23 protein-coding genes, 1 tRNA gene and 1 riboswitch are annotated in these 26,083 nt (G+C 38.7%); of the genes, 17 read left to right on the top strand and 7 right to left on the bottom strand.

The window, feature by feature from the left end; all coding sequences use genetic code 11:
* Positions 1–218: 218 nt before the first annotated feature.
* From HMPREF0634_RS02070 to mnmE, 5 genes are all read right to left on the bottom strand, one after another.
* Complete coding sequence (locus HMPREF0634_RS02070) at positions 219–2,162, bottom strand: alkyl/aryl-sulfatase (RefSeq protein ID WP_007788543.1); 1,944 nt, start codon at positions 2,160–2,162, stop codon at positions 219–221.
* Positions 2,163–2,251: 89 nt separating this feature from the next.
* Positions 2,252–3,577, bottom strand: coding sequence for a DUF1254 domain-containing protein (locus HMPREF0634_RS02065; protein WP_007788541.1), 1,326 nt, complete (start codon positions 3,575–3,577; stop codon positions 2,252–2,254).
* A 359-nt stretch (positions 3,578–3,936) separates the two neighbouring features.
* Positions 3,937–4,665, bottom strand: coding sequence for a 16S rRNA (guanine(527)-N(7))-methyltransferase RsmG (gene rsmG / locus HMPREF0634_RS02060; RefSeq protein ID WP_007788538.1), 729 nt, complete (start codon positions 4,663–4,665; stop codon positions 3,937–3,939).
* Between the two features lie 95 nt (positions 4,666–4,760).
* Positions 4,761–6,641, bottom strand: a complete 1,881-nt coding sequence (gene mnmG / locus HMPREF0634_RS02055; protein ID WP_007788545.1) for a tRNA uridine-5-carboxymethylaminomethyl(34) synthesis enzyme MnmG — start codon at positions 6,639–6,641, stop codon at positions 4,761–4,763.
* A gap of 29 nt (positions 6,642–6,670) precedes the next feature.
* Positions 6,671–8,050: a tRNA uridine-5-carboxymethylaminomethyl(34) synthesis GTPase MnmE gene (gene mnmE / locus HMPREF0634_RS02050; RefSeq protein WP_007788486.1), complete on the bottom strand. Its 1,380-nt coding sequence runs from the start codon at positions 8,048–8,050 to the stop codon at positions 6,671–6,673.
* 147 nt (positions 8,051–8,197) lie between these two features.
* Here mnmE and HMPREF0634_RS02045 point away from each other — a divergent pair.
* The 8 genes from HMPREF0634_RS02045 (at position 8,198) to HMPREF0634_RS02010 (ending at position 14,619) form a co-directional block, all read left to right on the top strand.
* Positions 8,198–8,271 (top strand) — tRNA-Arg (locus HMPREF0634_RS02045).
* A gap of 118 nt (positions 8,272–8,389) precedes the next feature.
* Positions 8,390–9,706: a metallophosphoesterase gene (locus tag HMPREF0634_RS02040; protein WP_007788507.1), complete on the top strand. Its 1,317-nt coding sequence runs from the start codon at positions 8,390–8,392 to the stop codon at positions 9,704–9,706.
* Positions 9,707–9,879: 173 nt separating this feature from the next.
* Positions 9,880–10,065: a DUF1858 domain-containing protein gene (locus tag HMPREF0634_RS02035; protein ID WP_007788548.1), complete on the top strand. Its 186-nt coding sequence runs from the start codon at positions 9,880–9,882 to the stop codon at positions 10,063–10,065.
* 12 nt (positions 10,066–10,077) lie between these two features.
* A complete protein-coding gene (locus HMPREF0634_RS02030) occupies positions 10,078–10,686 on the top strand; it encodes a hypothetical protein (protein ID WP_007788524.1) in 609 nt (202 codons plus the stop codon).
* Between the two features lies 1 nt (position 10,687).
* Positions 10,688–11,227, top strand: coding sequence for a hemerythrin domain-containing protein (locus HMPREF0634_RS02025; RefSeq protein ID WP_007788546.1), 540 nt, complete (start codon positions 10,688–10,690; stop codon positions 11,225–11,227).
* Positions 11,228–11,471: 244 nt separating this feature from the next.
* Complete coding sequence (locus tag HMPREF0634_RS02020) at positions 11,472–12,641, top strand: CapA family protein (protein ID WP_007788529.1); 1,170 nt, start codon at positions 11,472–11,474, stop codon at positions 12,639–12,641.
* 39 nt (positions 12,642–12,680) lie between these two features.
* Positions 12,681–13,907 (top strand): aminopeptidase, encoded by a 1,227-nt coding sequence (locus HMPREF0634_RS02015; RefSeq protein WP_007788488.1) that lies wholly within the window; start codon positions 12,681–12,683, stop codon positions 13,905–13,907.
* A gap of 130 nt (positions 13,908–14,037) precedes the next feature.
* A complete protein-coding gene (locus tag HMPREF0634_RS02010) occupies positions 14,038–14,619 on the top strand; it encodes a hypothetical protein (RefSeq protein ID WP_050786329.1) in 582 nt (193 codons plus the stop codon).
* 138 nt (positions 14,620–14,757) lie between these two features.
* On the opposite strand, the gene HMPREF0634_RS02005 is transcribed toward HMPREF0634_RS02010, so the two are convergent.
* The gene (locus tag HMPREF0634_RS02005; RefSeq protein WP_040565628.1) at positions 14,758–15,309 is read right to left on the bottom strand and encodes a flavodoxin family protein; all 552 of its coding nucleotides are present in this window, start codon (positions 15,307–15,309) and stop codon (positions 14,758–14,760) included.
* A 327-nt stretch (positions 15,310–15,636) separates the two neighbouring features.
* Here HMPREF0634_RS02005 and HMPREF0634_RS02000 point away from each other — a divergent pair, with 327 nt between their 5' ends.
* From HMPREF0634_RS02000 to HMPREF0634_RS01960, 9 genes are all read left to right on the top strand, one after another.
* Entirely contained in the window at positions 15,637–16,401 is a 765-nt protein-coding gene (locus HMPREF0634_RS02000) for a helix-turn-helix transcriptional regulator (RefSeq protein ID WP_007788534.1), read from the top strand.
* On the top strand, positions 16,388–17,080 hold the full coding sequence (gene ispD, locus HMPREF0634_RS01995) for a 2-C-methyl-D-erythritol 4-phosphate cytidylyltransferase (protein ID WP_007788511.1): 693 nt from the start codon (positions 16,388–16,390) through the stop codon (positions 17,078–17,080). The genes HMPREF0634_RS02000 and ispD overlap by 14 nt, the downstream gene beginning before the upstream one ends.
* A gap of 48 nt (positions 17,081–17,128) precedes the next feature.
* Positions 17,129–17,602 (top strand): 2-C-methyl-D-erythritol 2,4-cyclodiphosphate synthase, encoded by a 474-nt coding sequence (gene ispF / locus HMPREF0634_RS01990; RefSeq protein ID WP_007788550.1) that lies wholly within the window; start codon positions 17,129–17,131, stop codon positions 17,600–17,602.
* A 17-nt stretch (positions 17,603–17,619) separates the two neighbouring features.
* On the top strand, positions 17,620–18,900 hold the full coding sequence (locus HMPREF0634_RS01985) for a nucleotide sugar dehydrogenase (protein WP_007788520.1): 1,281 nt from the start codon (positions 17,620–17,622) through the stop codon (positions 18,898–18,900).
* A 215-nt stretch (positions 18,901–19,115) separates the two neighbouring features.
* The gene (gene rpsL, locus HMPREF0634_RS01980; RefSeq protein ID WP_007788509.1) at positions 19,116–19,538 is read left to right on the top strand and encodes a 30S ribosomal protein S12; all 423 of its coding nucleotides are present in this window, start codon (positions 19,116–19,118) and stop codon (positions 19,536–19,538) included.
* A 217-nt stretch (positions 19,539–19,755) separates the two neighbouring features.
* A complete protein-coding gene (rpsG, locus tag HMPREF0634_RS01975; RefSeq protein WP_007788527.1) occupies positions 19,756–20,226 on the top strand; it encodes a 30S ribosomal protein S7 in 471 nt (156 codons plus the stop codon).
* Positions 20,227–20,263: 37 nt separating this feature from the next.
* Positions 20,264–22,330, top strand: coding sequence for an elongation factor G (gene fusA, locus HMPREF0634_RS01970; protein ID WP_007788540.1), 2,067 nt, complete (start codon positions 20,264–20,266; stop codon positions 22,328–22,330).
* 214 nt (positions 22,331–22,544) lie between these two features.
* Complete coding sequence (gene tuf / locus HMPREF0634_RS01965; protein WP_007788515.1) at positions 22,545–23,738, top strand: elongation factor Tu; 1,194 nt, start codon at positions 22,545–22,547, stop codon at positions 23,736–23,738.
* Positions 23,739–24,023: 285 nt separating this feature from the next.
* Positions 24,024–24,851: an exodeoxyribonuclease III gene (locus HMPREF0634_RS01960; RefSeq protein ID WP_007788492.1), complete on the top strand. Its 828-nt coding sequence runs from the start codon at positions 24,024–24,026 to the stop codon at positions 24,849–24,851.
* A 103-nt stretch (positions 24,852–24,954) separates the two neighbouring features.
* On the opposite strand, the gene HMPREF0634_RS01955 is transcribed toward HMPREF0634_RS01960, so the two are convergent.
* Positions 24,955–25,608: a hypothetical protein gene (locus HMPREF0634_RS01955; RefSeq protein WP_040565627.1), complete on the bottom strand. Its 654-nt coding sequence runs from the start codon at positions 25,606–25,608 to the stop codon at positions 24,955–24,957.
* Between the two features lie 181 nt (positions 25,609–25,789).
* Positions 25,790–25,965: riboswitch (Lysine riboswitch) on the top strand.
* Positions 25,966–26,083: the final 118 nt, after the last annotated feature.

Genomic DNA, 26,083 nt, shown 5'->3' with positions numbered 1-26,083 from the left:
TATATAATCTAAGTGCAACAAAAATGATTCATAGTTATCTGATAAAATAGAGTTTGCTAAGACATCTAAAAATCAGGAGGTACTATGAATCACTATACTCATTTAACACTAAAGGAACGAGAATTGCTAAAACATTTTATTGAAGCCGTCATACAAAAAATTATGAGGAGAAAAGAGGGACAAAATCATGACCACCCGTTGGACGGGTGGTCATGATTTTAAGGTTCTATTATGTTGAAGTTTAGTACTAAGGGAGACATATATTTTATAAGACGTAACGGTACAGTTTGATCTCCTATTATGGAAATTTGTTCTATCACTTTTGTTTCCCCAAGCATAAGTGACAGTAGCTGTAGACGCTTCAAGCTGATGGAGCAATCTGCTTTATGTTTCGCTTTTCCTTTATAGACAAGAAGAATACCATCTCTTCTCACTGTGAGGTACTCCTCGTTCGTATCAGTAATTTTAAGGTTTAGTGTAAAATTATCGTTCTGTGCTGCCAGAGCATCTGTCATAATATCTATGTATGATAGTATCATCTCTGTTGTCATACCCATCATCATTACTTCATTGCCCTTTACCGTTCCTTCATTACATGACTGATTCCCATCAAGGAGCTCCCACGCTCCCATAAGATAGGAGCTACGCCAAGGACCACTCTCAGACTGATAACCGAGCTGTTCGAGCGCCATTGCACATAAATCCCTTGCTTCCTGAAAATCCGGTTTGGCAAATATGAGTTCCTTTGTCAACTGAGCCACCCACTGATATTCTCCCTTGTCAAAATCTTCTTTTGCCTTACTCATAACGTTTTCTAAATCACCAAGGTATGAAATCCATTTTTTTGCAGTATCTTCGGGAGTAAGCGGATTAAGATTTACCGGATTGGCGTCGTACCAACCCATGTATCGCTGATAAACTGCTTTTATATTATGGCTTAATGTTCCATAATACTGGCGACAATACCAAACTTTATTAAGCCTGTCAGGAAGTTCCAATTTTCTTGAAATTTCTGCAGGGGTAAGACCTTTATTGATATAGTACAGTGTCTGGTTGTTTATATATTGATAAACTGCAGCTGTATCTTGCATATATTCCTTTACGGTTTCTTTTCCCCAGTGCGGCCAATTGTGAGACTGGAAAACTACTTCTGTTTCGTCTCCGAAAAGATATTCTGCTTCCAGTATGTAGCGTGCCCATGCTTCAGCATCACGTACTTGAGCTCCACGTAGAGTATAAACGTTATGCATAGTTCCAGTGCAATTTTCAGCCATCCAAAGAGCTTTATATTTAGGGAAATAGGCATTCATTTCCACTGGTGCTTCCGTTCCAGGCGTCAGCTGAAAGCAAATTTCAAGTCCGTCTATCGTTAAAGTATCATTACCTTTTATCTCTATTGTAGGTGGCAGTAGTCCAATCGTTCCTCTCGACTGTCCAAGTCCTATACCTATTGCCATACGGTCTTTTTCGCCGGCTTTCATCATCGAACCATACTGATATTGGGCTCTTCTTCCCATAGCAGCTCCACAATAAATATTTTCGCTTACTGCATGCTTTAAGAATCCTTCAGGTGCTAATATCAGAGTCTTACCTGAAGCAAGCTGTTCTTCTAGGCTAAGCTCAGCATCAGCCACTTGATTAGGATGTATTGCACCCATAATTCCACCGTAGTGATCTATATGAGAGTGACTGTAAAGAATTGCCTTGATATTGAGTTTTCCAAAATGCTTTTCCATGAGTGACATGGCTGATTCCATGTTTTCCTTACACATCAAAACATCAAAAATTATCCAGCCATTATCTGTTTTAATAAAAGTGGCATTTGCCATATCGTATCCACGTACCTGGTATATACCGTCGCATACTTCAAAAAGTCCCGCATAAGTGTTGAGCTGTGTATGTCTCCATAGACTTGGATTTACAGTATCAGGTGCTTCCTTATCCTTGATAAAATCAAAATCTCTAAGATCCCATGCAATTTCACCGTCGTCACGCTTAATAACAAGTTCATCTGGGGATTCAATCAGTCCTCTTAGTGCACATTCTTTTTCACGTTCATCTGAAAAATTAAGTAAAGAATACCATGTTCTGTTGGCATTAGCTGTACTCGTCGTTGCACATGAACAACGGGATCTGCTTAAAAATTTTTTATCTATACACATAATATTTTCCTCCTGTTAATATGTTTCCTTATTAGTAATCCTATAGTTAAGTTTTACGATATATAGTATTGTTTCGACTTGCTTTGCATTTAGTCGATTTTAGTTATTTTAGGAGCTTCCCATATTCCGTTTAGCACACTGTTATCAGGTCTGTATATTCTAAGAAAAAGATGAAATCCGCCATTACCAACAGGTAGCCAATTTCCCTTATTATCATTTGGCTCTTCAGTTTGGAGTATTAAATCCAAGGAATTATCTTCGTTTAGCTTGAAATTGCTTCGATTGCTTATTGCATAACGGTTAAGTGGATTTGAAATTAAAAAATTATCATCTCCATATGCAGTCACAGACCAAAAACCATGTTCGCCCACTGGTGGTAAACTGTTTGGCATAAAATGTAACAAGTATTTGTTTTTAGCACTAAGTTTCTCTCCACTATCATCATCTTCTGCTTTAAGGTATACGGCGGTCTCTACAGGATTTGCACCGAAACCTGCGATTGCAATAAGACAACGGTATCCATATTCCTTACCAAAATGGCTTATCGGGTGACCATAGAATTTAAAGTTGCCATTTTTAACCATAAATCCTAATGTTTCTTTAGTCAATTTAGGAATAAGTAATTTTTTCATCTCACACCAAAAACTTTCCAAATCCTCAGAAGAAAGAGAAGGGCTAAAGCATAGTCCAGCGCCTATTCCTAAATCCGCAAACTCCATAAGCAATTCATTATCCTCAGGATATGAAGGATTATCAATGAGCAGTTTATTGAATCTCTCGAAATACTCCGTTGGAGAAAGTTTCATTGCAAGTGCGATAGGGACACCGTCTTTATTTTCGTCATCAGAGCCTTTTGACATTTCACCATTAGATAGAAAAACTGATAGGGTTTTGGCATCCATATCATTTTGCAATTTGTAGATATTTGGTATATCTTCTGTGCCATAGCAAATTGTTCTTCCAATAAGCCATCCAATAGATGTAGGAACTTCGATTCTATCCATTCCGTTAGGAATATCTCCCCTGAAAGAAGGACCTGTAAGTATGTATGTTTTTTCTTCGTCCGTATCTCCACCCGTTCCTAAGATTGCCACGGTATTAGACCATGCATCCATAATCTGAAAAGTCAGATATCTATCAGCATAAGGCTTTCTAATTACAAGTGCATCATCCTTTAAATCAAAAAAAACCTGAGAATACAGCGTATCAACATTTGGTGTAACAACCTGTCTAAACTCTGATGTAGCAAGTGTCTTTGCATGAAAAAACTGGTTAACATGAGCTTTTGACTTTGTGGGTTCAGTTGCGTTGGTGCTGACTTCTTTAGTAATGTCCATCAGAACAAGTGGAAAAGAAAAAATAAACGCTTGCTCAATAAGTGATTTTTCTCTGTCCATTTTCATTTTTTCTCTCATCTTAAAATCCCCCTTAATATTTCATATTAGTTTTTGTGTAAACTCACACATAAGCATATATTTGCATAAAATAAGCTCATTATCCGACCTACTGTTCACAAACAAGCATTATCACACACATTATGACAATAGCAAGCATGAGATGTACGAATTCAAAGCCTTTTACGGAATTGCTTTATACATGGGCTTCGATAGCGACAACAAGTTTGAGTTTAGTTTAGTAATATCTATATGAGCCTATGATTTCTATGTCAACTTTATTTTTTTTCTCTAAAAACAATTTGTATCGCTAATAATATATTATATCATTAGATAGGTAAAATTACAAGATTTTGGATATCAACACATAAAGCTATAAATTAAAGTGGATTTTTAGAAGGTTTACCGGCCTTTCTTGGATACTTAGCCGGAGTGAGCTCTTCCTTTTTGAATACCAGTATATTATGCTTTAATTCCTGGTCAGGTAGGCTGACATCTATCCTTTCAACCAGCCTTACACCAAGTATCTTCATGGCGTTTTTAGCATCTTCTAATTCTGCATCTACACTAGGTCCCTTCAGACAGATAAAGAAGCCACCAAGCCTTACATAAGGGACGCACAGTTCTAGTAAAACTGGTAGACTGGCTACGGCCCTTGCTGTTGCTATATCGTACTTTTCCCTATGGTCTGGTTTATGGGCCATATCTTCAGCCCTGCCATGGACATAGTCTATTCCATCTAAGCCTAATTCTTGGCCAACTGCCTTTAGGAAGTTAATCCTCTTGTTAAGAGAGTCTAGTAGGGTTAGCCTGATATTTGGATTACAAATTTTAAATGGCAGGCCTGGAAAACCAGCCCCTGTGCCAACATCTATAACTGATAGGCCATCACCAATATATCCGTTTTTAAAGATGGCTACAGAGTCTAAAAAGTGCTTGATATAGACCTCTCTTTGCTCTGTTATGCCTGTTAGGTTCATATGCTGGTTGTATTCTACCAGGATTTGTCTGTATTTTTCAAACCTGTCTACCATTAAGTCGTCTACCAGGATTGAAAAATCAGCCAGTCCTTTTTTTAGTAATTCTATGTTTTCAATATTTTGATTCATTTAAGCCTCCAAGTCTCCAAATTCATCAAATAAAGACCTTTTCATGTCTTATAGTTACTAGTAGGTCTTTAATTTAAAGACCTGTTAGTAGTTTTCTATTTTTTTCTTCTTACCTGTTCTAGGTATATTAGTAATACAGATATATCAGCAGGTGATACACCGGATATTCTAGAAGCCTGACCGATTGATGTTGGCTTGATGGCATTTAGCTTTTGCCTAGCCTCTATCCTTAGTCCGTCGATTTCATCGTAGTCTAGGTCAGGGTTTAGTTTTTTCTTTTCTAACTTTCTAAACTGGTCTATCTGCTTCATCTGTTTGCTGATATAGCCCTCGTATTTTATCATTATTACTGCCTGGTCTTTGACCTCATCGGATAGGTCCTTGTCTGACCCCTTGCCAACTTCTTCTAGTAGTGAATAGTTTATCTCTGGCCTCTTTAAAAATTCATACAGGGACAGGCCGTTGTTTAAACCAACTATACCCCTTTCCTCCAGGATAGGGTTGATTTCCTTAGGTGTTATCCTATCATTTTTCAACCTTTCTATTTCAGCGTCTACATCAGCCTTTTTCTTGAGGAACCTGTCATATCTTTCCTGACTTACCAGGCCTATATCATAACCCTTTTGAGTCAATCTCATATCGGCATTATCCTGCCTTAGGTATAGCCTGTATTCAGCCCTTGAGGTCATCATCCTATAAGGTTCGTTTGTACCCTTTGTTACCAGGTCGTCTATTAGGACCCCTATGTAGCCGTCAGACCTATCAAGTATAAGGGCTTCTTGGCCCCTTATTTTTAGGACTGCGTTAATGCCGACTATTAGTCCCTGGGCAGCAGCCTCTTCGTAGCCTGATGTTCCATTGAACTGGCCTGCTGAGAATAGATTTTCCAGGCCCTTGATCTCCAGGTTCTGCTTTAACTGGGTAGGGTTGATACAGTCATATTCTATGGCATAGGCCGGTCTCATCAATCTGACATTTTCCAAACCCTTAATAGAACGGTACATTTTTACCTGCATATCTAGGGGGAAACTAGTTGATACACCCTGGATATACATTTCCTTTGTGTCCAGGCCTTCTGGCTCTATAAAGAGCTGGTGGGTTTCCTTGTCGTTGAACTTGACTATCTTGTCTTCTATAGATGGACAGTACCTAGGTCCTGTTCCTTCTATATTTCCACTGTACATGGCAGACCTGGTAATATTGTCCTCTATTAATTTCTTTGTGGCCGGAGTAGTCCTAGTTAGGTAGCAGGTTATCTGGTCCCTTTCTATGTTTTCATTCATAAAAGAAAATGGTACTACCTTTTCATCCCCCGGTTGTGGGTCCATGACTGAGAAGTCTATACTGTCCTTGTGGACCCTGGCTGGGGTACCGGTCTTAAATCTCCTCATATCCAAGCCTAATTCTTTCAAGTTATAGGTTAGTTTTTTTGCATAACCAAGTCCATTTGGACCCTCCTTGAAGGTATCATGGCCTATAAATATCGTTGATTGTAGGTAGACTCCGGTTGCCAATATGGTTGCCTTTGACTTGTACTCACAACCCAACCTGGTAGCCACACCTGTAACCCTCTTTCCTTCATGGAGGATTTCTTCTACCTCATCCATGATAAGGTCCAGATTTTCCTGGTTTTCTATAGTTTCCTTCATAACCCTGTGGTAGAGGTTTTTGTCTGTCTGGGCCCTTAGGGAGTGGACTGCTGGACCCTTGGCCGTATTTAATATTCTTGATTGTATGTATGTAGCGTCTATATTTAGTCCCATCTGGCCACCAAGGGCATCCACTTCCTTGACTAGCTGACCCTTACCAGTTCCACCTATTGATGGGTTACAGGCTAGGGCTGCTACCGCATCCAGGGACAGGGTGATCATTAGGGTCTTCATACCCATTCTTGCACTGGCCAAGGCGGCTTCACATCCGGCATGGCCGGCACCTACGACTATGACATCGTAGCTTCCCGCTTCAAATCTTTCCATATATTATTTAATCCTTTCAAAATTTCTTCTTACTTGCCTATACAGAAGTTGCTAAATATGGTATCTAGCAGGTCTTCTTCTATTGTATCTCCATTGATACATCCCAGACTATCCCAGGCATCCTTTAGGTCTACCTCGATAAAGTCGTAAGGTAGCCTATCATTTAATGAATTGATAGCATCACCTATTGATACCATAGCCTTATAGATAGCATCCCTGTGTCTGGAATTTGTAATCATCAGGTCTGATGAATCACTTATTTTACCCTCAAATACCAGGTCTTCCATCCTGTCATGGATGAGGTCTATACCCTGGCCCTTTAGGGCGGATATATTTATTATATTCTTTGTGTCTACATATGATTTCAAGCTTTCTATATCCATCTGACAAGCCAGGTCCGTCTTGTTTAGAATTACTAGGGACTTGGCCTGGTCTATGTTTTCCAGGATCTGGATATCCTCCTGGTCTAGGGGCCTAGATGAGTCTAGGACTACCAGGGCCAAATCTGCCAGCTTCATATGCTCTCTTGATTTTTCCACGCCGATTTTTTCTACCAGGTCATCTGTGGCCCTTATACCGGCAGTGTCGACTATCTTTAGGGGGATGCCCTTGATATTTACAAATTCTTCTATTACATCACGGGTAGTACCAGGAATGTCTGTTACTATGGCCCTGTCTTCTCCAAGTATTAGGTTCATCAGGGATGATTTACCTACATTTGGCTTACCCAGGATGGCAGTCTTTAGGCCCTCCCTGAGTATTTTTCCCGTATCTGCTGTCTGGTAGAGTTTTTTCACCTGGTTATTAACATCTATTGTCTGGTCAACCAGTTCCTTGTAGGTTATAAACTCTATGTCTTCTTCAGGGTAGTCTATGGCTACTTCTAGCTGGGCTAGGATGCCGGTTATCTGGTCTCTTAGGCTCCTTATCTTTTTTGATAGGGTCCCCTCTAGCTGGGACTGGGCAACATTATGGGATTCCTCAGTCTTGGCATTTATTATATCTATGACAGCCTCTGCCTGAGACAGGTCTATTCTTCCGTTCAAAAATGCCCTCTTGGTAAATTCACCTTCCTGGGCCATTCTAGCACCGGATTTTAGAACTAGTTCCAGTATTTTCCTGACTGATATAAAGCCACCATGACAGTTGATTTCTATTACATCTTCGGCTGTATAAGAGTTTGGTCCCTTCATATAGGCTAGGAGTACTTCATCTATAATTGTATCGCCATCTAGTATATTTCCATAGATAAGGGTCCTGATAGGGTAGTCGAGGATTGACCCCTTATGGAAGGGCGAGAATATCTTGTTTGCAATTTTTAGTGAATCAGGTCCACTTATCCTGATAATGCCGATACCACCTTGACCAGGGGCAGTGGCTATCGCTGCAATTGTATCATCAATAAACATGCTAACCTCCTATGTTTAGTATTTTTGCATAATATATTATTATATCATATAATGACTGGAGATAGCCGGTTTGGGAGCAAAAATTATTGGTCGATTTTGTTTGTATGATTTAAAAATTTATGGTATAATCTTATGGTATGATAATTTGCGCCCATAGCTCAACTGGATAGAGTTCTTGACTACGAATCAAGCGGTTGTGGGTTCGAGTCCCGCTGGGCGCACTTAGGCATGGTAGATTTTTTTCTACCATGTTTTTTATATTCTAGTAGGCATAGCCTTGCTAGAAAAATAAGAAAAAATAAGTTTTTTGTGATATCCTAAGTATATGGAGGTGGTAGTATGGTAATATTTATCACACTAGTTGCAATAATAGTGGTGGCATTTTTTGTTTTATCCAGGAAGGAAAAGTCACCAAATACCCAAAATAACGGATTAAATACGAGTATAATAGATGACAAGAATATAAAGATAGTCCATGTAACAGACATCCACTACCTGTCACCAAGCCTTACTGATTATGGCAAGAGTTTTGTTGATACTATAGAGAAAAGTGATGGGAAGATGATGAGGTATATAGACCAGATAATGGATGCCTTTGTCCTGGAAATGATAAGGACAAAACCGGACCTGGTTATTGTAAGTGGTGATATGACCTATAATGGGGAAAAAGAGAGCCATATAGGTCTTGCCAATAAATTTAAGATTTTAAAGGACAAGGGGATTAAGGTCCTGGTCCTACCTGGCAACCACGACCTTGAAAATGAAATGGCCCTGGCCTTTGAGGGCGACGCTACTAGGCCTGTAGAGACTGTTACTATTGAAGAATTTGAAGAAATATACAAGGACTATGGTTACGGTAAGGATGACCCTGATGTAGTTTCAAGAGACAAGAAGTCCCTTAACTATGTCTATCAATTAGGCAATAAGTGCCACTTAATCATGGTTGAAACCTCTACCAAGGGCAATGACCAAACCATATCAAATTCTAGCTACAGGTGGATAGAAAAGTGGTTGAGAAAAGCCAAGGATATGAATATGAGGGTCATTGGCGTCAGCCACCAAAATATACTTGCCCACAACAAGCTCTTTATAGCTGGCTATAAGATTACAAATAGTTCCAGGCTGGTAGACCTCTACAACAAGTATAATGTTAGGATAAACCTTAGTGGTCATATGCACATCCAGCATATGGCAGAGCATAAGAGGGTCCACGATATAGCCCTGGCCTGCCTGGGTCTTTACCCAAACCTATATGGGGTCCTGGATATGGACCTGAGGAATAATATGACCTACCATACGGAAAGCCTGGATGTTGCCTATTGGATGAAAAAGTATAAGCACCAGGACTCAGACCTTTTAGATTTTGAAAATACAAGTAGGGAGTATTTTGTCAGGTGTACAAGGCTTCAGACAGAAAAACAGTTGGCCAAGCTAGACCTCAGCAAGGAAGACAAGGAAATGATGATGGACTTTATGGTAGATACCAACATACATTATTTTTCAGGAAGTCTAGACAAGAGACCGGACCTGTCCCTTGATAATCCTGCCTATAAGTTGTGGATGGACTATTGCGAGAGAACTTTTACTGGATCATATTTGAACAGCATATATACTGATACCATAAGTGATCATAATAGGTTGGAAATTTTCCAGTAGGATAGGTACAAGAAGTAGGATAAGTAGAATAATTAAAAAAATATAAAAAAGATTAATTCGGTTGCATATACAACCGAATTTTTTTATGGAATGATTTATGATATGTATATAGCAAGGAGCTAGATAATAAAAAAATCAAAATAAATTATATATATGAAAAGGAGAATAAGATTATGATAACAAGAGACACTATAATAGGAAATGTATTAAAGGAAAATGAAGGAGCATACGAAATACTAACAAGCTTTGGTATGCACTGCCTAGGCTGCCCATCATCACAGATGGAGTCATTAGAGGATGCATGTATGGTACATGGCCTAAAGGTAGAAGATGTACTAGCTAAGTTAAACAGCAAGTAGGAGGTGGAAGAGATGAGTTTATTTTTGGGACCAATCCACCACATAATGTACAACAAAATCAAGTTCCAAGAGGGCTTGGTTGATGCCATAGTAAGGGCAGCAGGAGAAAAGACTGGTAATGATGAGCTAGAACTGAAGTTAGACCTTAGTTTGGCAGGTGTGCCAGCGGGTAGCTTGGAAGAAATAGTAGATACTACAAATATACATGGGTCTCTACAATCACTAGTAGTTATAGTTGAAAAGAGACTTGCCTTTGTGGTTGATGAGGCGATTAAGTCAGATATATTTACTATAGAGGATATTAAGAATATAGGAAGGCAGTATGGTCAGGACCACAATCTTGGTAGTGACCTAAGTATAGAAGAGGTATACCCGGCCATAGCAGGCAAGATGCTAAACGGAATGCCATGTGATAGGGTAGAAGAAATGCTAGACTCTACTGAAGATTCATTCAGGTGGAGAGATAGGTTGGACATCCACGCAGACTATTGGGAGCCTTATGGTAGGTCAAGTAAGGACTTTTACCATATAAGGACTAGTGTGATTGAAGGCCTGCTAGGTCAGTCTGATATATCATACACATGGAATGGGGAAAATGAATTTGAACTTAGGAGGAAATAATATGTACGGTATAGACCTTTTGGTGGCAGAACACCAGAATATATTGAAATTTGTAGGAATAATGAAGTCTAGCTGTAAGGATATCCTTGATGGCAAGGCTGTTGAAATAGATAAGTTTAGACAGTATATAGATTTTGCAAGAAATTATGCTGATAAGCACCACCACGGCAAGGAGGAAGAAGTCCTATTTAAGATAATGGTAGATGAGCTTCCACCTGTTGCAGAAAAGTTAATCAGGCAGGGAATGTTGGTTGAACACGACCTAGGCAGGCTCTTTATGGCTAACCTAGAAGAGGCCTTGAATAATTATGAAAAGAGCCAGGATGATATGTACAAGCTGGACATTATAGCCAATGCGGTTGCCTATGGAGATCTTTTGGCTAGGCATATAGATAAGGAAGACAGGGTAGTATATACTTTTGCCATAAGAGAATTAAGCGATGACCTAAAGAAGAGGGTCGATGAAGAGACAAGGGCCTTTGAAGAAAGGGATGGTCAGGCTAGAGATAGGTTTGAATCTTGGTTGGAGTCAGTAAGCTAGTATTCCATAATCATAATATAGATATAAGTTATTAAAATACATTTAGTAGTCAAATTTAAGAAGGGTAACCTCCCATTTACTCTTTCAGCGACCAAGCCAAAGGCCTGGTCGCTTTTTTTCCCTGAAAATGTTAATTTAAAATAATATCTTGTCTTCACTCGTATAGAGATATACAGGTTCTTGTGATATAATGTACTGAGAAGCTTAGGAAAATACTTAAATAATAATGAAACGGGTGGATCAAATGAATTTTAAAAACGAAAAGAACTTTATATTCCTATCTCTTGGTATAGTATTAATATTTTTCTTATCAGTGACGTATTTTTTTCAAACGGAAATCAGTTCACAAAAGAAGGTTCGTGACCAGGAATCAGCTGTTAAGAGGCTCAGGTTTGCAGGTGTTGGGGATAATCTTATCCACGACTCTATTTATAATGCAGCTGATAGGCGCAAGGGCGTTTTTGGTGATGGCCAGTATGATTTTGACCACCTATATGAAAATATAAGGCCGGACTTGGACCAGTATGACCTCAAGTATATTAACCAGGAGTCCATTATAGCGGGAGATAAATTTGGGATTAGTACCTATCCAAAGTTCAATACACCCCAGGCCATGATACCTGCCTTGACCAGGGCTGGCTTTAATATGGTTAATATGGCCAACAATCATTCACTTGACAAGGGGTCTTGGGCTATTCCTGAGTCAATAAAACTATGGGACCAGACTGATGTCTACCATACAGGTGTCTTTTTATCCCAAGAAGATAGGGATAGGCCTCTTATCATCGATAAGAAGGGTATAAAGGTCGGTTTTTTATGTTATACATATGGTACTAATGGTATTATTCCAGATACAGACTATAGGGTTTCCTATCTCAATGAGGATAAGATAAGAAAGGATATAGCTAATATAAAAGACAAGGTTGACTTTATACTAGTATCCTGTCATTGGGGAGAAGAAGGGATTCAAGCCCTAGATTATACACAAAAGAAGTATTCAAAACTTTTTAGTGACCTGGGTGTTGATGTGGTATTGGGAAGCCATGCTCACAAGATTCAGACGGTTAAGTGGTTGGAAAACCAGGACAAAAAGAAGACCCTGGTATATTATGGTACAGGTAACTTTGTCCATAATATGTTGACCCCTATTACCTACCTAGAGGGTATGGCTACCTTTGATTTTGTCAAGGATGGCGATAAAAAGTATATAGACAAGCCCAAGTTTGTTCCACTAGTATTCCATTTGGAGAGAAACCAGTATGGGCTTGATGGTTCTGTCTACAGGATGGACAAGTACCCAAAAGACCTGGCTAACAGGCACATAGAAATGTACGGAAATGGGGCTTACCACCTTGAAAATTATAGGAATATAGTCAAGAGTATAATTCCACAGGAGTTTTTGGAAAATAAGTAGCTTTTTATGAAAAATATTAGAAAATAAGGAGAAGATAAGATGAGTTTAGATAGTAGAATAGATAAGTTTGCCCAGCTGGCTATCAAGTCAGGTATAAATGTTCAACCAGGCGAGAGTCTCTTAATCAGGGCTGATGTAGAGTCAAGGGACTTTGCCAGGAGGTGTGTCAGGGAGGCCTATAAGGCTGGAGCCAAGCATGTATATGTAGAGTATTCTGATGAGGCTATAACTAGGGAAAAGTACCTAAATGCACCTAGCCAGGCCTTTGATGAATATCCAGAGTGGCAGTCATATAAGTATACTCAGATTGCTAAGGAGGGAGGGTCCTTCCTGTCTATCATAGCCAATGATCCAGACTTGATGAAGGGGGTAGACCCAGATAGGATAGGCCGTTTCCAAAAGGAGGCAGGCAAGTATCTTAAGGAATGGAGATCATATACCCTAAACGATAGGGTTAAGTGGTCTATAGTAGCAGTTCCATCCCTAGCCTGGGCCAAGAGGGTCCATCCAAACCTTGCTGAGAATGAAGCTGTGGAAGAGTTATGGAAAAATATACTGGACTGTTCAAGGGTTACTGAAGACCCTGTAGCTGCCTGGAAAGACCACAACAAGAACCTAAAGGAAAAGACTGCCTTTATGAACAAGATGAACTTCAAGGAGTTAAGATACAAGTCTTCAAAGACAGATCTAGTAATAGGTCTACCAGACAACCATATCTGGTTGGGTGGGGCAGCCAAGGATCCTAAGGGTAATTTCTTTAACCCTAACATACCATCTGAGGAAATATACGGTATGCCACACAAGTACAAGGTGGATGGTATAGTTCACAGTACTAAGCCACTGGTATATGCTGGTAGCCTGATAGAAGATTTTTGGATTAGGTACGAGGCAGGCAAGGTTGTAGACTTTGATGCCAAGAAAGGCAAGGAAAATTTAAAAAACCTGATAGAGACTGATGAGGGATCATTTAGGTTGGGTGAAGTTGCCCTGGTACCTTATGATTCACCTATTTCAAATAAGGATATAGTCTTCTATACTACCCTATTTGATGAGAATGCATCATGCCACCTGGCTATAGGGGCAGCCTACAGTTCTTGTGTAAAGGACGGGGCCAATATAGCTGAAGAAGACAAGGATGGTCTGGGTATAAATGTGAGTATTACCCATGTAGACTTTATGATAGGGGACAAGGACCTAGATATAGTTGGTGTCCAAGAAGATGGTCAGGAATTCCAGATATTCAAGGATGGAAACTGGGCCTTTTAGGGCTGGATTAAGAAAAATGGTATAAAAGCTAGTAAGCAAAAAGATAATTTATAAAAGACCTATTAAGAGTTAATAAAAGACTATTAAAATAGGTTGACTTTATGCAATGTGATTAGAGAGAGGTAATACAATGACAACTGATGTATTTAAACAGTTACAAAAATCTGTTTTGGTAGGGATAATTTTTGGTGTAGCCCTAAATGCAGGTAGGCTTTACAAGAATGGTTTAACAATGGGCAACCTAAACTACTTCCTATATATATTTATCCTGATGGGGGGTACCTTCTTCATGACAGGTCTCATGTTAAACAGGAGAAGAACTGATACTACTAATATGAGGATATTCGCTATAAAGATGAGCCAAAAGGGAATCTTGAGGTATGATGGTCAGGCCCAGATGAAGGATGGCAAGATAAAGAAGGGCTGGTTATACCTTACCGACAAGATGTTGATATTTGCCAATACACCAGACCCGGAATTGATAGAAAAGAAGGCCATAAGGCTATCTATAACTAAGGCTGAATCAATTGAAAGGTTCAAGCCTACTCCTTTTACCAATGATGGTATCAGGGTTACTATGAAAAAGGGCAATAGCTACGAATTTTATGTTAGCAAGACCGGCAAGTGGATGGACATGATAAATGAGATCAAATTTGGTGACCACAAGAAGGACAAGGATGTGGAAGTTGAAGTCCAGGGAGCTGATGAGTAGGTCTTAAATGTAAATAAAAATCTAAAAGAAAAAGGCAACTAATTGGGGGTTAGTTGCCTTTTCTAACATAATTTTAAAAAAAATTATGTTGGTAGGAATTTGGGGAATCATAATTCCATATATATTTATATATTGAAATTATAAACTATCAATAGCTGCCTTTATGGCAATTCTTTCGTTGAACCTTGCCGAGCAGAATTCAATATCAGTTTCATTGACATGCTCACCAAGCTTCTTATACCTGATAAGGTTCTTTTCATCAAGCATATGCTTTTTAAATATTTCTTCACCCATGTTCTTAGGTTTTATTTGCGCCATTCTTTCTAGTAATTTCGTATCTACCTTTCCATTACAGATGAAATATCCCATAAGGTTACAAGACTTATCAACCAGGCTTACAGAATTCTTTATACATGCCTGGCCGTGGTCTGAGTCCGGGTAGTAACCCATTGTTCCCATTAGGAAGACATCCTTGTCACGTGTTTCTGAAATCAAGTCCTTCATAGCCTTGTAAGGGAAAGACCTGTCAACCCAAAAACCAAAGGCAACAACATCGTAGTCACTTAGGTCTGGTTTGTCCTTTATATCAAATAGGGATTTTTCGTATTCTGGGCTAATTCTATCGAATACCCCCCTAGCTAATCTTTCTGTATTTCCTGTTAATGATCCATATACTACAGCAATTTTCATAACTACCTCCAAAACTTATTTGGTCCCAGTCCTTATCATAATTAGTCTACTAAAGACTGTCCAAGACCTCTTTATCATATTTTTTTATTATTTTTAAAAATTTTAATTAAACTCAATATATATTCGCTATACTTATATTTTACCACAATGAATTTTATAATCAATTAACTATATTTATTAATTTATTAACTATATTTAGGACTTTTTACATATAGACCCTATTTTTTACTTTCTATATGATATATAATATATGATATCGTAGGAGTTTGAAATTTATGTGCATTTAATTTATAGACCATATAAATAATCAATGAAGGGGGTGTGCTTATGCATAGGATAACGCAATTAGATAGTTTTGATATGGATATAGACTATAGGGCCTTGTGTGAAAATCTTGCCAGGGGCAATATGGAAAACACAATGGAAGAATTCAAAAAAATGGTAAAAGATTGGGTAGATAGTGAGAATATAGTGGCTTATAGGGCATTTTTGAACAGTCTTAATTATGCCATTTACTACTATACACTTTTTACATATAATATTTCCCTGAAACATTGTTGTTATCATTGTACTATACTAATGCATAAGAAGATAACAAGTAAGAATTTTATACCGACAGCCAGCATGATAATAGGCCAGTATTACGATGAAATGCTGGAAAATAATATTCTGGGTGTTAATCCATCCCTAAAGAGCGTTTTTAAGTATATAGATGATAACATACAAAAACCGATTAGTTTAGAAGAGGCTTCCGAGTATGCCCATATAAACAAGAGCTACCTATCTCAGCTTTTTAAGCAAAAGACGGGTTATACATTTAGTACTTATGTAAATTATAGGAAGCTAAACCGTGCAAGAAAACTTCTTTTACAAACGGAGAAGAATATAGCTGAAATAAGCCAGGAGTGTGGTTACAGAAATGTAAGTTACTTTTCCACTGTGTTCACAAAAACTGTGGGTATATCACCGGGCAGTTTCAGAAAGACTGGCTCAGCCTTCAAGTATAGTGTAGGGTCCAAGTCTGCCAAGGAAGGAAATAATGGAAAACATCCGCATGGGATAGCCAAGGTGGTAGAAAATGAAGAAGACTAAAATAAATGCAGATGTGGTTATTCTGGCAGCTGGTTCTGGCAAGAGGATGATGGCTGATAAGAACAAGATTCTTTTGAATCTAGGAGACAGGCCTATTATAGCCCATACCATAGCTAGGTTTTACGACCATCCTATGGTTAGGAAGATAGTCTTGGCTATAAGGGAGGAAGACCGGGACCAAATAGATTCAATAATAGGTGAGTATGGATTTAAGAATGTAGTCAAGGTTGTGGGTGGAGCAGAGAGACAAGACTCTATATATAATTGTATAGCTGAGATTTCAGATGATACTCATATTCTCCTAATACATGATGGGGCCAGGCCATTTGTAGATGAGGATATTATTACCAGGTCAATTTTAGAAACAGTAGACTTTGGTGCAACTTGTGTTGGAGTTCCTAGCAAGGACACTGTCAAGATAGTTGGTCCAGATGGACTGATAATTGATACTCCGGATAGGAGCCAGGTTTGGTGTGCCCAGACACCACAAACTTTTAGGTTTGACCTTATAAGGGATGCCCACGTAAGGGCTAGGCAGGAGTCCTTTTTGGGGACAGATGATGCCAGCTTAGTTGAAAGGTATGGTCATAGGGTCAAGATGATTATGGGTTCATATGTGAACAACAAGATTACAACGCCTGAAGACATAAAACAGGCCAGCTATATATTTGATTTATAGGCCTCAAGGAGAGCGAGATAGGTTTTTAGGCCAATAAGGAGGAAGCTAATGAGAGTAGGAATAGGCTATGATGTACATAAACTTGTAGAGGACAGGGACCTTATAATAGGTGGTGTTAAGATAGACTATGATAGGGGACTACTGGGTCATTCAGATGCTGATGTCTTGACTCATGCCCTAATAGATGCTATATTTGGGGCCCTGGGAGAGGGCGATTTGGGCAGGCACTTTCCAGATACAGACCCCGGTTTCAAGGGGGCGGACAGTTTAAAACTCTTGGCCTATGCCAAGGGACTTATGGACAAGAGGGGTTACAGGTTGGGAAATGCAGACTGTACGATTATAGCCCAGGCACCTAAGATGGCTCCCCACTTGTCAAGTATGATAGATAACTTTGCAAGGGTCCTTGATACAGACAAGACCAATATAAATGTCAAGGCAACTACAGAAGAAGGACTAGGTTTTACAGGGGCTAAGGAGGGTATATCTTCCCAGGCCATAGTATTGTTGGTTGAAAAATAGAAAGAAGGGTCTATAGGATGAAAATTTTGGACAGACAAGAAACAAAATTAAATAGGTCTTACAAGATAGCCGTAGCTGGAATAGGTTATGTGGGCCTATCCATATCTATACTTCTAGCCCAGGCAAATAGGGTTGTAGCTGTAGATGTGGCAGAAGAAAAAGTGAATATGATTAATAGGAAAAAATCTCCTATACATGATGACTATATAGAAGATTACTTGGCCAATAAAGACCTAGACCTGGTGGCTAGCCTAGATACAGATATGGCCTATAGGGATGCGGATTATGTTGTCATAGCTGCACCCACTAATTATGATGCCCAAAAGAACTATTTTGATACATCTGCCATAGAGGCGGTTATAGAAAAAGTTTTGCAGGTAAACCAGGAGGCCATTATAGTAATCAAGTCTACTATACCGGTCGGCTACACAGAATCGGTCAGGGCCAGGTATAAGACTAAAAATATTATCTTTAGTCCTGAATTTTTGAGGGAGTCAAAGGCCCTTTATGATAATTTGTATCCATCCAGGATAATAGTGTCTACAGACAAGGATGATCAAGAATTGACCAGGGCCAGCAATATATTTGCCAACCTCCTGGCAGAGGGTGCAATTAAAGAAGATATAGATATCCTATCAATGGGATTTACAGAAGCAGAGGCAGTCAAACTTTTTGCCAATACCTATCTGGCCCTTAGGGTTAGTTACTTTAACGAGCTGGATACCTATGCAGAGATGAAGGGTTTAAACACAGAGGATATCATCCAGGGGGTCTGCCTAGACCCTAGGATAGGTAGCGACTACAACAATCCATCATTTGGGTATGGGGGCTACTGCCTGCCTAAGGATACCAAGCAGCTTTTGGCCAATTATGATAGCGTTCCACAAAATATGATGTCTGCTATAGTTGAAAGCAATAGGACCAGGAAGGACTTTATAGCAGACAGGGTACTAAAACTAGCTGGCTACGATGACTATTATAGTAATGGAGAATATTCTCTTGAAAATGAAAAGGAATGTATTATAGGAGTCTATAGACTTACTATGAAGTCAAATTCAGATAACTTCAGGGATTCATCTATACAGGGGGTCATGAAGAGGTTAAAGGCCAAGGGGGCAACTGTGGTCATATATGAGCCTACCCTGGTTGACGGAACTACATTCTTTGGTAGCAGGATAGTCAATGATATTGAAAAGTTTAAATCTATAAGCCACAGTATAATAGCCAATAGGTATGATGCCTGTTTAGATGATGTGGTTGATAAGGTATATACTAGAGATTTATTTAAGAGGGATTAATTTAAAAGCCATTTTAAAAAGTAAAAATTATTCTACAAACTAGTTGACACAAGCCCTTTGAGGTGATAAAATTATAAGGTATGTAATCTACGGATTGCATACCTTTTTAGTGAAGACTAAAAGCATCAAAACAATTAATCAATATGCTAAGCATATTGGTCCGGTTGGCGGTCAATTAACAAGATCGAAAATTTTAACAAAAGGAGGTGCAGTTGATGCCAACAATCAACCAATTAGTACGTAAGAGTAGAAAAGCTGTAGAAAAGAAATCTACTGCTCCAGCACTTCAGAAGGGCTACAATTCTTTATATAAGAAGGCCACTGATATTAGTGCTCCACAGAAGAGAGGTGTTTGTACTTCTGTAAAGACAGTAACACCTAAGAAGCCAAACTCAGCCCTTAGAAAGGTTGCCAGAGTTAGACTTACAAACGGAATAGAAGTATCTGCATACATACCAGGTGAAGGTCATAACCTACAGGAACATAGTGTTGTTATGATCAGAGGTGGTAGAGTAAAGGACTTACCAGGTGTTAGGTACCATATTCTAAGAGGTACACTAGATACTGCAGGTGTTGACGCTAGAAGACAGTCAAGATCTAAGTACGGTGCTAAGAGACCAAAAGAAGCTAAGAAGTAATTAAGAGATAAAAACTTACTTAGTTTTAGTAGACCATAAAGAGTGGTCTACAGAGGGGATAAGTCCCAGGGCAGGTTCAAGCCAGAATTGGACAAACAAGTAGCTGGAAAACAGCAATTGATTATAGTTCGATGCTTTAAATAATATATTTATGGCATCACGGCAAACAATGTCGAGTACCTATGATTTAACTTTAATAATTAAGGAGGGAAGCGTAATGCCAAGAAAAGGTAATGTTCCAAAGAGAGAAATTTTACCAGATCCAATGTACGGAAGTAAGGTAGTAACAAAGTTAATAAATAATTTAATGTATGACGGAAAAAGAGGAAAGTCACAGAGAATAGTATATGATGCGTTCGCACTAGTAGCTGAAAGAACTGGAGAAGATGCTCTAGAAGTATTCAACAAGGCTATGGAAAACATCATGCCAGTACTAGAAGTTAAGGCTAGAAGAGTCGGTGGTGCCAACTATCAGGTACCTATCGAAGTTAGGGCTGACAGAAGACAGACTCTAGGACTTAGATGGTTAGTAAAATATACAAGAGCTAGAGGCGAAAAGGGAATGGTTGAAAAGCTTGCAAAGGAAATAATGGATGCAGCTAATAACACAGGAGCTTCAGTTAAGAAGAAAGAAGATACTCATAAGATGGCAGAAGCTAATAAGGCATTTGCTCACTACAGATGGTAGTCATCAGCTGAGTTTGAAATAATTAAGGAGGAAAGAAATGGCTAGACAATTTCCATTGGAAAAGACTAGAAATATAGGAATAATGGCCCACATAGATGCAGGTAAGACTACAACTACTGAAAGAATCTTGTTCTATGCTGGACGTACTCATAAGATAGGTGAAACTCACGACGGTGCATCTCAGATGGACTGGATGGAACAGGAAAAGGAAAGAGGTATCACAATTACTTCTGCCGCTACAACTTGTCAGTGGGATGGCCACAGGGTAAACATCATAGATACTCCTGGACACGTCGACTTCACAGTAGAAGTTGAAAGATCTCTAAGAGTACTTGATGGTTCTGTAGCAGTTTTCTGTGCTAGATCAGGAGTTGAACCTCAGTCAGAAAATGTATGGAGACAGGCTGAAACTTACGGTGTTCCTAGAATAGCATTCGTAAACAAGATGGATAGACAGGGTGCTGACTTCCTAAATGTTGTAGGAATGATGAAGGATAGACTAAAGGCTAACGCTGTAGCTATACAGTTACCAATAGGTAGCGAAGAAAACTTCACAGGTATCATAGACCTATTAACTATGAAAGCTAGTATGTACAAGAACGATGAAGGTACTGAAATCGAAGTCGTAGATATACCAGCTGATATGGTAGACAAGGCCAATGAATATAGGGAAATCATGATAGAAGCAGTTGCAGAAACTGACGAAGATCTAATGATGAAGTACCTAGAAGGTGAAGAAATAACAATAGATGAACTAAAGGTAGCTATCAGAAAGGCAACTATAGCTTGTGAAATGAACCCAGTACTTTGTGGTACTGCTTACAAGAACAAGGGTGTTCAGTTACTATTGGACGCAGTTATAGATTACCTACCAGCTCCAACTGACATAGAATCTATAAAGGGTATCCTACCAGATGGTGAAGAAAGTGAAAGACATGCATCAGATGAAGAACCATTCTCAGCTCTTGCATTTAAGATTATGACTGACCCATTCGTAGGTAAGCTAGCCTTCTTCAGAGTTTACTCTGGTACGTTAGAATCTGGTTCTTATGTACTAAATGCTACAAAGAATAAGAGAGAAAGAATTGGTCGTATCCTTCAGATGCATGCCAATACAAGAGAAGAAATAACAGAAGTTTATGCAGGTGATATAGCAGCTGCAGTTGGTCTTAAGGATACAACTACAGGAGACTCACTATGCGATCCTAATGAGCCTATTATTCTTGAATCAATGGAATTCCCAGAACCAGTTATCTTCGTTGCCATAGAACCAGCTTCTAAGGCAGCTCAGGAAAAGATGGGTGTAGCTCTTCAGAAGCTTGCTGAAGAAGACCCTACATTCACAGTTAGAACTGATGCAGAAACTGGCCAGACTATCATCGGTGGTATGGGTGAACTTCACCTTGAAATCATCGTTGACAGACTTCTTAGAGAATTCAAGGTTGAAGCTACAGTTGGTGCTCCTCAGGTTGCATACAGAGAAACTATAACAGTTCCAGTTGATGTTGAGTACAAGTACTCTAAGCAGTCAGGTGGTAGAGGTCAGTACGGTCACGTTAAGATCAGAGTTAACCCACTTGAGCCAGGTGAAGGATACAAGTTCGAAAACAAGACTGTTGGTGGATCTGTACCTAAGGAATATGTTGGTCCAGTTGACCAGGGTATCCAGGGAGCTATGCAGTCAGGTATCGTAGCTGGTTATCCAGTTGTTGACGTTGCAGTTGAACTATACGATGGTTCTTACCATGAAGTCGATTCATCAGAAATGGCCTTCAAGATGGCAGCTTCTATGGCCTTCAAGGATGCAATGAAGAAGGGTAATGCAGTTCTTCTTGAACCAATCTTCGCAGTTGAAGTTGTTACTCCAGACGATTACATGGGTGACGTTATGGGTGACCTTAACTCTAGAAGAGGTATGATTCAGGGTATGGAAGAAAGAAATGGGGCTCAGGTTGTTAGAGCTCATGTTCCACTATCTGAAATGTTTGGATATTCTACAGACCTTAGATCCACTACTCAGGGTAGAGCGACTTACACTATGATATTTGACCACTATGCACAGGTACCAGGTTCTGTTGCTAAGAAGATAACAGAAGGTAAGTAGTCTGAAGGGTTAATTTATTATAAAGGGTCAGGTATTGAACTTTATAAAGTGAAAAATAACTGAAAATTCGTTTATAGACCTAAAAAATCATCAGATTTTTAATGAAATGTTGAAAAATAAGTATAAAAGTGATATACTTATAAAGAATAAAAAGGGGGGTGGATTCCGCCCTCCAATTAATAAATAATTTATTTCTTAAGGGAGGAAACTTAAAATGGCAAAAGCTAAATTTGAAAGAAGTAAGCCACATGTTAATATTGGTACAATCGGTCACGTTGACCACGGTAAGACTACATTAACAGCAGCTATAACAAAGACATTACACAACAAGTATCAGTTAGGTGAAGCGGTAGACTTCGCCAACATAGACAAGGCACCAGAAGAAAGAGAAAGAGGTATCACTATCTCTACTGCTCACGTTGAATACGAAACTCCAGCTAGACACTACGCTCACGTAGACTGCCCAGGACATGCTGACTATGTTAAGAACATGATCACAGGTGCTGCTCAGATGGACGGTGCTATCCTAGTTGTTGCTGCAACAGATGGTCCAATGCCTCAGACAAGAGAACATATCCTACTTTCTAGACAGGTTGGTGTTCCTTACATCGTTGTATTCCTAAACAAGTGTGACATGGTAGACGACGAAGAACTTCTTGAACTAGTTGAAATGGAAGTTAGAGAGTTACTTAACGAATATGATTTCCCAGGAGATGACACTCCAATAGTTAGAGGTTCTGCCCTAATGGCTCTTGAAAACCCAGATTCTGAATGGGGAGAAAAGATAATAGAATTCTACAACATAATAGATGAATATATCCCAGCTCCAGAAAGAGATGTTGACAAGCCATTCCTAATGCCAGTAGAAGACGTATTCTCAATCACTGGTAGAGGTACGGTTGCAACTGGTAGAGTTGAAAGAGGTGTTCTTAAGGTTTCTGATGAAGTTGAACTAGTTGGTTTGACTGAAGAACCAAGAAAGGTTGTAGTAACAGGAGTAGAAATGTTCAGAAAGTTACTAGATCAGGCAGAAGCTGGTGATAACATCGGTGCTCTACTAAGAGGTGTTCAGAGAGACGAAATCGAAAGAGGACAGGTTCTTGCTCAGCCAGGAACAGTTAACGCTCATACTAAGTTCACTGCAGAAATCTACGTTCTTAAGAAAGAAGAAGGTGGTAGACATACTCCTTTCTTCGATGGATATAGACCACAGTTCTACTTCAGAACAACTGACGTAACTGGTGAGTGTAAGCTACCAGAAGGAATAGAAATGGTTATGCCTGGTGACAACGTAACAATTGAAGTTGACCTAATCAACTCTATATGTGTTGAAGAAGGTCTTAGGTTTGCCATCAGAGAAGGTGGTAGAACAGTAGCTTCTGGAGTTGTTGCTTCTATAATTGAATAATTATATTATTTGATATACATAAGAGAGTGCTTGCCACTCTCTTTTTTTATAAATGTAGGCAAGGGATAGGGAGTTGTATAAAACTTATATAAACTAACTATAGTTTATACAATATTTTTCTTCTAGCTAGTATCGATTAGCAATTATTGGGTATAATAGTATATGATGGATTTTGTCCAGGCAAACAAGCAATAATTATATTTAAACTAGAAATTCAATTTAGTTAAAAAGTAGTATTAACTACAAGCATTGAAAAATAATACTTGATTTAATGAGGAGGTAAGCATGAAATTAATTTCTTGGAACATAGACTCTCTAAATGCGGCCCTAACAAGTGATTCTGCCAGGGCCCTACTATCTAGAGATGTATTAAAAAATCTGGCCGGTATGGATGCAGATATTATAGCCCTACAGGAAACTAAGCTGTCAGCCAAGGGGCCAACTAAGAAGCATATAGAGTGTCTAGAAGAGATTTTTTCTGACTATGACCATGTTTGGAGGTCATCTGTAGAGCCTGCCAGAAAGGGATATGCCGGAACTATGTTCCTATATAAGAAGGGTATGGATGTAAAGGCTACATATCCTGAAATAGGAGCCCCATGTACAATGGATTCTGAGGGAAGGATTATCACCCTTGAGCTAGACTCTTGCTATGTAACACAGGTATATACACCAAATGCCGGTGATGGCCTAAAAAGGTTGGATGATAGGCAGGCATGGGATAAAAAGTATGCAGACTATTTAGAAGGTCTAGCCAAGCACAAGCCTGTACTTGCTTGTGGTGACTACAATGTTGCCCATAAGGAAATAGACCTGGCTAATCCAGCTTCTAACCACAGGTCACCAGGCTTTACTGATGAGGAAAGAGAAGGCTTTACAAACTTGCTTGCCAGAGGTTTTGTAGATACTTTTAGGCAGGTTCACGGAGATGTAGAAGAGGTATACTCTTGGTGGGCCCAGAGGGTAAAGACTAGCAAGGTAAATAATACGGGCTGGAGAATTGACTACTGGATAGTTAGTCAAGATGTAGCTGACAAGGTAAGGGTATCAGAAATGGTAGATTCTGGAGAAAGACAGGACCATGCACCAATTCTTCTAGAAGTAGAGCTTTAAATAGAATATAGGCTTATATATATAAAACAGGAAGGTGGAACTTTATCCCACCTTCCTGTTTTTAACTCACTATTGTAATGCCTCTAGGTACCATCATTTTTGTCTAATTTTGGGGTACAGGTTGAGGATTATTTTTTTTAATTGCGTTTCGTACATCAATAGGAATCTTCTCATTATTGGTTAATTTCTCTATATCATTAGCTGATAGATTAGCTGTAATTATTTGTATAAGAAAATCTATTAATTCTTTCCTATTATAATCCGACTTATTAGACAAATCATCAAAATTTGTTGCCAATGTTTCAATATTATTTTTATTGGAAATATCTCCATTTTTATTATTCTTTATTAAATAATCACTTAATTGTGCTTCTTTGAATACAACATTTAGAAATTCTCCACTAAAATCTACCTGTGTCCTTGTTCTATTTAAGTATTCTAAAACAGAAACCTGTTTTTTCAACTTGTCAGTATCTGATAAGTTCGGATACTTTTTATTTACATATGAAACAAGACCCTCTTCACCTTTTAGGGCTTGATTCCATAGAATATCATATCTATCTCCAATATCATACAAGCTAAGATTTTCTTTTAATAAAGAGTTTCTCCTATCTTCGTATTTTTTCAATTCAGAACTATTTAAATCAGTATTTACTTTTTTGGGTATTTCTTTTTTGTCGTAGTATGAAAAATAAGCATAAGAACCCATAGTGAGCAGACATAGAGAGAGAATAGTGATGACAAATTTTTTACTCATACTTAACCTCCTATAAAAAATCAAATAAAGAAAAATATTTTTAAACTAGTTTATATTTATCTTAAAAATATCACTTTATACCTATTTTGTCAATTATTTCTAAAAATATTTATTACTACTAAATTAAAAAGAAAGCCTTTACAAATATTATTATTTGCTATATAATAGCTTATAACTTAATAAATAGGATAGAGGCGCAACTGACAAGAGTAGGAATAGGCAATGAAAGCAAGCAGTCTACTTCGAAAGGGGATGTTGCCGAAATAATACTTGTAGTGCTTTGCAAGTATTGTTGGAACAGGGATTAATAGTTTTTGTTCTGTCATTATACAAGTATAATGGAGGGCTAGCCAGGAGATTGTCATATTAGGGAGAGATTATAGGCAAATGTAGGCTACCTGCATTTGTCTTTTTTAATGGAGAGCTAGCCATAATATGTCGATTAAACGAGGATATATCTAAGTGAGGTCAGTAA

Origin of the sequence: Peptostreptococcus stomatis DSM 17678 (assembly GCF_000147675.1) — a bacterium.
Lineage (GTDB): Bacteria > Bacillota > Clostridia > Peptostreptococcales > Peptostreptococcaceae > Peptostreptococcus > Peptostreptococcus stomatis.
This window is presented reverse-complemented; position numbering and strand designations above follow the sequence as displayed.

Excerpts from the sequence above, each read along its gene's own strand:
- tuf (WP_007788515.1), top strand. The coding sequence starts at position 22,545 with ATGGCAAAAGCTAAATTTGAAAGAAGTAAGCCACATGTTAATATTGGT.
- ispD (WP_007788511.1), top strand. The coding sequence starts at position 16,388 with ATGAAGAAGACTAAAATAAATGCAGATGTGGTTATTCTGGCAGCTGGT.
- rpsL (WP_007788509.1), top strand. The coding sequence starts at position 19,116 with ATGCCAACAATCAACCAATTAGTACGTAAGAGTAGAAAAGCTGTAGAA.
- fusA (WP_007788540.1), top strand. The coding sequence starts at position 20,264 with ATGGCTAGACAATTTCCATTGGAAAAGACTAGAAATATAGGAATAATG.
- ispF (WP_007788550.1), top strand. The coding sequence starts at position 17,129 with ATGAGAGTAGGAATAGGCTATGATGTACATAAACTTGTAGAGGACAGG.
- HMPREF0634_RS02010 (WP_050786329.1), top strand. The coding sequence starts at position 14,038 with ATGACAACTGATGTATTTAAACAGTTACAAAAATCTGTTTTGGTAGGG.
- mnmG (WP_007788545.1), bottom strand. The coding sequence starts at position 6,641 with ATGGAAAGATTTGAAGCGGGAAGCTACGATGTCATAGTCGTAGGTGCC.
- rpsG (WP_007788527.1), top strand. The coding sequence starts at position 19,756 with ATGCCAAGAAAAGGTAATGTTCCAAAGAGAGAAATTTTACCAGATCCA.
- HMPREF0634_RS02005 (WP_040565628.1), bottom strand. The coding sequence starts at position 15,309 with ATGAAAATTGCTGTAGTATATGGATCATTAACAGGAAATACAGAAAGA.
- HMPREF0634_RS02035 (WP_007788548.1), top strand. The coding sequence starts at position 9,880 with ATGATAACAAGAGACACTATAATAGGAAATGTATTAAAGGAAAATGAA.
- HMPREF0634_RS01955 (WP_040565627.1), bottom strand. The coding sequence starts at position 25,608 with ATGAGTAAAAAATTTGTCATCACTATTCTCTCTCTATGTCTGCTCACT.
- HMPREF0634_RS02020 (WP_007788529.1), top strand. The coding sequence starts at position 11,472 with ATGAATTTTAAAAACGAAAAGAACTTTATATTCCTATCTCTTGGTATA.
- rsmG (WP_007788538.1), bottom strand. The coding sequence starts at position 4,665 with ATGAATCAAAATATTGAAAACATAGAATTACTAAAAAAAGGACTGGCT.
- HMPREF0634_RS02070 (WP_007788543.1), bottom strand. The coding sequence starts at position 2,162 with ATGTGTATAGATAAAAAATTTTTAAGCAGATCCCGTTGTTCATGTGCA.
- HMPREF0634_RS02015 (WP_007788488.1), top strand. The coding sequence starts at position 12,681 with ATGAGTTTAGATAGTAGAATAGATAAGTTTGCCCAGCTGGCTATCAAG.
- HMPREF0634_RS02025 (WP_007788546.1), top strand. The coding sequence starts at position 10,688 with ATGTACGGTATAGACCTTTTGGTGGCAGAACACCAGAATATATTGAAA.
- HMPREF0634_RS01985 (WP_007788520.1), top strand. The coding sequence starts at position 17,620 with ATGAAAATTTTGGACAGACAAGAAACAAAATTAAATAGGTCTTACAAG.
- HMPREF0634_RS02000 (WP_007788534.1), top strand. The coding sequence starts at position 15,637 with ATGCATAGGATAACGCAATTAGATAGTTTTGATATGGATATAGACTAT.
- HMPREF0634_RS02030 (WP_007788524.1), top strand. The coding sequence starts at position 10,078 with ATGAGTTTATTTTTGGGACCAATCCACCACATAATGTACAACAAAATC.
- HMPREF0634_RS02040 (WP_007788507.1), top strand. The coding sequence starts at position 8,390 with ATGGTAATATTTATCACACTAGTTGCAATAATAGTGGTGGCATTTTTT.
- HMPREF0634_RS01960 (WP_007788492.1), top strand. The coding sequence starts at position 24,024 with ATGAAATTAATTTCTTGGAACATAGACTCTCTAAATGCGGCCCTAACA.
- HMPREF0634_RS02065 (WP_007788541.1), bottom strand. The coding sequence starts at position 3,577 with ATGAGAGAAAAAATGAAAATGGACAGAGAAAAATCACTTATTGAGCAA.
- mnmE (WP_007788486.1), bottom strand. The coding sequence starts at position 8,050 with ATGTTTATTGATGATACAATTGCAGCGATAGCCACTGCCCCTGGTCAA.